Source organism: Hydrogenibacillus schlegelii, from assembly GCF_001653195.1.
GTDB lineage: Bacteria > Bacillota > Bacilli > Thermicanales > DSM-22653 > Hydrogenibacillus > Hydrogenibacillus schlegelii.
Window position 1 is genome coordinate 1 of record NZ_JXBB01000040.1, and the last position, 4698, is coordinate 4698.

The 4698-nt window shown below is 64.9% G+C and carries 5 protein-coding genes, 9 tRNA genes and 1 rRNA gene; 2 read left to right on the plus strand and 13 right to left on the minus strand.

The genetic code is table 11. From position 1 onward, the window contains the following. Positions 1–100: 100 nt before the first annotated feature. From SA87_RS09400 to SA87_RS14500, 3 genes are all read right to left on the minus strand, one after another. Positions 101–466 carry an ABC transporter permease gene (locus SA87_RS09400; RefSeq protein ID WP_211264220.1) on the minus strand — a complete coding sequence of 122 codons (366 nt, stop codon included), beginning with the start codon at positions 464–466 and terminating at the stop codon, positions 101–103. 65 nt (positions 467–531) lie between these two features. Beyond that, on the minus strand, positions 532–723 hold the full coding sequence (locus SA87_RS14100; RefSeq protein ID WP_066202361.1) for a hypothetical protein: 192 nt from the start codon (positions 721–723) through the stop codon (positions 532–534). Further along, positions 662–937 carry an ABC transporter permease subunit gene (locus SA87_RS14500; protein WP_322787490.1) on the minus strand — a complete coding sequence of 92 codons (276 nt, stop codon included), beginning with the start codon at positions 935–937 and terminating at the stop codon, positions 662–664. The genes SA87_RS14100 and SA87_RS14500 overlap by 62 nt, the downstream gene beginning before the upstream one ends. Between SA87_RS14500 and SA87_RS09410 the strand changes: the two genes are divergently transcribed. Both SA87_RS09410 and SA87_RS09415 read left to right on the plus strand, forming a co-directional pair. Then, positions 924–2573 carry a long-chain fatty acid--CoA ligase gene (locus tag SA87_RS09410; protein WP_066202363.1) on the plus strand — a complete coding sequence of 550 codons (1650 nt, stop codon included), beginning with the start codon at positions 924–926 and terminating at the stop codon, positions 2571–2573. The two genes, SA87_RS14500 and SA87_RS09410, sit on opposite strands and share 14 nt — an antisense overlap. 37 nt (positions 2574–2610) lie before the next feature. Next, positions 2611–3378 (plus strand): 3-hydroxyacyl-CoA dehydrogenase, encoded by a 768-nt coding sequence (locus SA87_RS09415; protein WP_066202365.1) that lies wholly within the window; start codon positions 2611–2613, stop codon positions 3376–3378. A gap of 163 nt (positions 3379–3541) precedes the next feature. Here the strand turns inward: SA87_RS09415 and SA87_RS09420 are convergent. From SA87_RS09420 to SA87_RS09465, 10 genes are all read right to left on the minus strand, one after another. Next, positions 3542–3629 (minus strand) — tRNA-Leu (locus tag SA87_RS09420). Positions 3630–3645: 16 nt separating this feature from the next. After that, a tRNA-Arg gene (locus tag SA87_RS09425) sits at positions 3646–3722 on the minus strand. A gap of 85 nt (positions 3723–3807) precedes the next feature. Further along, positions 3808–3896: transfer RNA gene (locus SA87_RS09430), tRNA-Leu, on the minus strand. 1 nt (position 3897) lies between these two features. Next, positions 3898–3972: transfer RNA gene (locus SA87_RS09435), tRNA-Gly, on the minus strand. Positions 3973–4105: 133 nt separating this feature from the next. Further along, positions 4106–4181: transfer RNA gene (locus SA87_RS09440), tRNA-Thr, on the minus strand. A 2-nt stretch (positions 4182–4183) separates the two neighbouring features. Continuing rightward, positions 4184–4259 (minus strand) — tRNA-Phe (locus tag SA87_RS09445). A gap of 4 nt (positions 4260–4263) precedes the next feature. Further along, positions 4264–4339: transfer RNA gene (locus tag SA87_RS09450), tRNA-Asp, on the minus strand. 10 nt (positions 4340–4349) lie between these two features. Beyond that, positions 4350–4443 (minus strand) — tRNA-Ser (locus tag SA87_RS09455). A gap of 13 nt (positions 4444–4456) precedes the next feature. After that, a tRNA-Asn gene (locus SA87_RS09460) sits at positions 4457–4531 on the minus strand. 41 nt (positions 4532–4572) lie between these two features. Further along, a 23S ribosomal RNA gene (locus SA87_RS09465) occupies positions 4573–4698 on the minus strand; the annotation flags it as partial.

Sequence of the window (4698 nt, forward strand, 5' to 3'; positions counted from 1 at the left end):
GAAGTGGTAGCCGATGTTGTACCCTACCGTTTTTGATCGCTTCCATCGTTTCCCGTTCATGTCTGTATCATAGCACAACCATTAGAAAACTGCAATACATCTAACGAAAAAGCCGCCTTTCATCCCACCCTTGAAAGGGTGGGCTTTCCCGGCGGCCTCTCGTAAAGTAGATGAGGAGCGCGATGCCGAGGACGAGCTGCGGTACCGTAAGCGGCGCCGTCATGAACGTCACGAGGGCCGTCTTGCCGGGAAACGTCCCGCGGGCGATGCCGAGGCCGGCCGCCGTCCCCAGGACGACCGACGCCAGCGCGGCCAGGAAGGCAAAGACGACCGAATTCCGGAAAGCCGCCACGAACTCCGGCCGATCGAGAATCTTCCAGTACCACTGAAGCGAAAACCCCTGCGGCGGAAAGCTCGGATAGCTCGCCGCCGTAAAGGACGCCGGGATGACCACCAACACGGGCATGAGAATAAAAAACACGACCCCAAAAACGACGGCCGCATGGGCAAAGCGGGCGAAAGAACGTCCGGTCATCGAAACACCTCCCGGAACCGCCCCCGTTCCATCGCCCGGGAAAACAGCGTCACCAAAAGGCGCGTCGTCCCCAGCAGAATGTACGAGATGGCGCTTCCGTACGTCCAGCGGAGCAGGTTCAAAATCTCATCGTAGGCGACCATCGGCAGCATCGGCACGTTGGCGCCGCCGAGGAGGGCCGGCGTCACGTAGGAAGCTCATCGACATGCTGAACACGAGCACGACGCCGGCGACGACGCCCGGAAGCGAAAGCGGGAGCGTAATCGACCAAAACGTCCGCACCGGCCCCGCGCCCAGGATCGCGCTCGCTTCATCGACGGCTGTCGCCCGATTCCCCCATATGTTAAAATCAAGATATGACGACCGCTTCGAGGAAAGGAGCACCGCCATGCAGGGGCTCATGATGGATTTTCCCCTGACCCTGACCCACCTCCTCCGGCGCGCCGAAACGCTTTTTCCCCGCCGGGAGATCGTCGATCGGCGGCCGGACCGGACGTTTTTCCGTTACACCTATGCCGAGTTCATCGACCGCGCCAAGCGGCTCGCCGTCGCGCTCCGGGATCTCGGCCTCGCCCGGGGCGATCGGGTCGCGACGCTCATGTGGAACCAGCACGAACACCTCGAGGCGTACTTCGGCATCCCCCTGGCCGGCGCCGTCCTCCACACGCTGAACCTGCGGCTTCCGCCGGAAGACCTCCGCTTCATCATCGAACATGCCGACGACCGGGCGCTCATCGTCGATCAGACGCTCCTTCCCCTTTTGGAAAAAATCGGGCCGCTTCCGACCGTCCGGCACGTGTTCGTCGCCGGCGTCCCGGCGGACGCCTCCCTCCCCGAGGGTCTGCGGCCGTATGAAGCCCTGCTTGCCGGTGCCGATCCCGCCCGCTTCGTCGAGCCCGAACTCGACGAGCGGGACGCCGCCGCCATGTGCTACACCTCCGGGACGACCGGCCGGCCGAAAGGCGTCGTCTACTCCCACCGGGCCCTCGTCCTTCACTCGATCGTCTCGGCCATGGCCGACGGTCTCGGCGTTCGGGAGTCCGACGCCGTCCTCCCGGTCGTCCCGATGTTTCACGTCAACGCCTGGGGCCTCCCCTACACGACGACCCTCGTCGGCGCAAAGCACGTCCTCCCGGGCATGCACCTCGATCCGGCGAGCCTGCTCGAGGCGTTTCAGGCGGAGCGGGTGACGCTCACCGCCGGCGTGCCGACGATCTGGCTCGGCGTCCTCCAGAGGCTCGACCAGAATCCCGGCGCCTACGATCTTTCCGCCTTGCGGGCCCTCCTCGTCGGCGGCGCCGCCGCCCCGGCAGGGATGATCCGCGGCTTTCAGGAGCGCCACGGCCTCACCGTCGTTCACGCCTGGGGCATGACCGAGACGACGCCCCTCGGGACGATCGCTTTCCTCTCGCCGGAGACCGCGGCGCTCCCGGAGGACGCGCGCTACCGGCTTCGGGCCAAGCAGGGCCGGCCGGTCCCCCTCGTCGAGATCCGCGCCCGAGGTCCCGAAGGGTTTGTCCCGTGGAACGGCGAGGCGATGGGCGAGCTCGAAGTCCGGGGGCCGTGGATCGCCGCGGCCTATCACAACGCTCCGGAGGCCGCCGACCGCTGGACGGACGACGGCTGGTTCCGGACCGGCGACATCGTCACCATCGACCCGCACGGCTACGTCGAGATCAAAGACCGGGACAAAGACCTCGTCAAATCCGGCGGCGAGTGGATCAGCACGATGGCGCTCGAAAACGCCCTCATGACCCACCCGGCCGTCCTCGAGGCGGCGGTCATCGCCGTGCCGCATCCGAAGTGGCAGGAGCGGCCCCTCGCCGTCGTCGTTCTGAAACCGGGCCACACGCCGGATGAGGCGATGAAAGCGGCGCTCTTCGATGCCCTCCGGCCGAAATTCGCCCGGTGGCAGCTCCCCGACGACATCGTCTTCGTCGACCAGATCCCCCGCACGTCGACCGGCAAGTTTTTAAAGCGCGCCCTCCGGGAGCGATTCAAACACCATCTGGATGCTCAGGGCGAACCGATCGCCTAGAAAATCGCCTGGGAAATCGCCTGGGAAGGAGATCCCGATGCACATCCAGGACAGCGTCTTTCTCATCACCGGGGGCGCCTCCGGCCTCGGCGCCGCCGCTGCAGAGCGCCTCGTCGCGCAGGGCGCCCGCGTCGTGCTCGCCGATCTGAACGAAGAAGCCGGCATAAGCCTTGCCGATCGCCTCGGCGATCGGGCCGCCTTCGCCCGGACCGACGTCACCGACGAAGCGAGCGTCCGCGGGGCGATCGACCTCGCCCGGGAACGCTTCGGCGCCCTCCACGGCGCCGTGAATTGCGCCGGCATCGCCATCGCCGAGAAGGTGATCGGAAAAGACGGCCCCCACGATCTCACCCGCTTCCGCCGGGTGATCGAGATCAACCTCGTCGGCACCTTCAACGTCGTCCGGCTGACCGCCGACGTCATGCAGGCCAACCCGCCGAACGAAGAAGGCGAGCGCGGGGTGATCATCAACACCGCCAGCATCGCCGCCTTCGACGGCCAGATCGGCCAGAGCGCCTACAGCGCCGCCAAAGGCGGCGTGGCGGCGATGACCCTCCCCCTCGCCCGGGAGCTCGCCCGATACGGCATCCGCGTCGTCACCGTCGCTCCCGGCGTCTTCGACACGCCGATGATGCAGGGCCTGCCGGAAAAGGCCCGGGCGTCGCTGGCGGAGCAGATCCCCTTCCCGCCGCGCCTCGGCCGGCCCCACGAATTTGCCCATCTCGTCGCCGCGATCATCGAAAACCCGATGCTAAACGGCGAGGTCATCCGCCTCGACGGCGCCCTGCGCATGGGCCCTCGATGAACATTCCCGGAAACAGCATCGTCCGGCCGAAGGCCTCGTCCCGTGACCACACCAAAAAGCGCTGCCGACGTCGGCAGCGCCATTGTTTAGGCCGAGCGTTTCGTTTGCTCGGCGCAAATCATCCATTTCCTCCCATACCCGCAAAACCGCACAAATTCTAAGCTGGTGCCGGTGAGAGGAGTCGAACCTCCACGGGGGGCTGCCCCACGCGATTTTGAGTCGCGCGCGTCTGCCAATTCCGCCACACCGGCAGAAAAAAAGAGAAAATGGCGCGCCCGGAGGGATTCGAACCCCCGACCTTCTGATTCGTAGTCAGACACTCTATCCGACTGAGCTACGGGCGCATCCGTTCTTCATCAGTTTGTCACGTCGCTCTGCGCTCTCCCTTCCCCCGATTGCGCTTCGGAAGAGCGTACGCCGCCAGCCATTTGGTGCCGAGGACCGGACTCGAACCGGTACGGTAGACACCTACCCTGGGATTTTAAGTCCCATGCGTCTGCCAGTTCCGCCACCCCGGCATGGAGCGGACGACGGGAATCGAACCCGCGACCCCAACCTTGGCAAGGTTGTGTTCTACCGCTGAACTACGTCCGCACAGAGGTTCACCGATCCGGCGTCCATCCCCGAGCGTCTCTCGACTTTCGCGGTGTTGTACGGCCTGAACCGCAAACGCCCACGACGACCAACGACCGCTCTCCATCGCTTTTCGTCGGCCTTCCGCCATCGGTGGTGCCGGCGAAGGGACTCGAACCCCCAACCGACCGCTTACAAGGCGGTTGCTCTACCGCTTGAGCTACACCGGCAGTGGTGGCTCGGGACGGAATCGAACCGCCGACACGAGGATTTTCAGTCCTCTGCTCTGCCAACTGAGCTACCGAGCCGGGATGGCGGTGCTGACGGGACTTGAACCCGCGATCTCCGGTGTGACAGACCGGTGTGTTAACCCCTACACCACAGCACCGCACCCGAGATGGCGGATAGGGTGGGATTCGAACCCACGGTACGGCTTGTTCGCCGTACACACGATTTCCAGTCGTGCTCCTTCGACCACTCGGACACCTATCCAGGTGGCACAAAATGGCTCCGCAGGCAGGATTCGAACCTGCAACCCTCCGGTTAACAGCCGGATGCTCTACCGTTGAGCTACTGCGGAATGAAAGCGGGAGCGAACGCTCCCTCAAAACCGGATCGTGGGGGGGCAAAGCCTCGACCGATTCGGATCCGTCAGCTTCACGCGTTACCGCGCTTCCACCTCGGACCGATCGACCTCGTCGTCTACGAGGGGTCTTACCCGGTCAAGCCGGTGGGAAATCTCATCTT